We start from the raw sequence: 272 nt of genomic DNA, 5'->3' as shown, positions 1-272 counted from the left end.
CAAGAAGAGCAAGCAACAGGAAAAAATGTAGTTGATGCCCGCTCGCGTTTTAAGCTTGACCGCGTGCATCTTGCATTAGCTGCATCTTTTGTAGTGGCTATTAGTGCCTTCTTTTTTAGTACAGAGCAAAATATTGCACACGAAGCGGGTGAGCATGCGCTTGCCCATGTGTACTACGAAATTAGTGCGCTTGATAAAAAAGAGCCCATTAGCCTACAAAGCGTTAACGACAAGCTTGCAGTATTAGGTGGTCATCTTGATGAGCTTCCTGG

The 272-nt window shown here is 44.9% G+C and carries 1 protein-coding gene; it reads left to right on the top strand.

What is annotated here, in order from left to right; all coding sequences use genetic code 11:
- Nucleotides 1-272: DUF3379 family protein (locus AAEY57_RS19995; RefSeq protein WP_350608666.1), on the top strand; the 272-nt coding region annotated here is incomplete at both ends.

The sequence above is a fragment of the Pseudoalteromonas sp. MER144-MNA-CIBAN-0113 genome (assembly GCF_040308965.1).
Classification (GTDB): Bacteria; Pseudomonadota; Gammaproteobacteria; order Enterobacterales; family Alteromonadaceae; genus Pseudoalteromonas; species Pseudoalteromonas tetraodonis.
The sequence above is the reverse complement of the archived record's forward strand: the minus strand, read 5'-3'. Positions and strand labels throughout refer to the sequence as shown.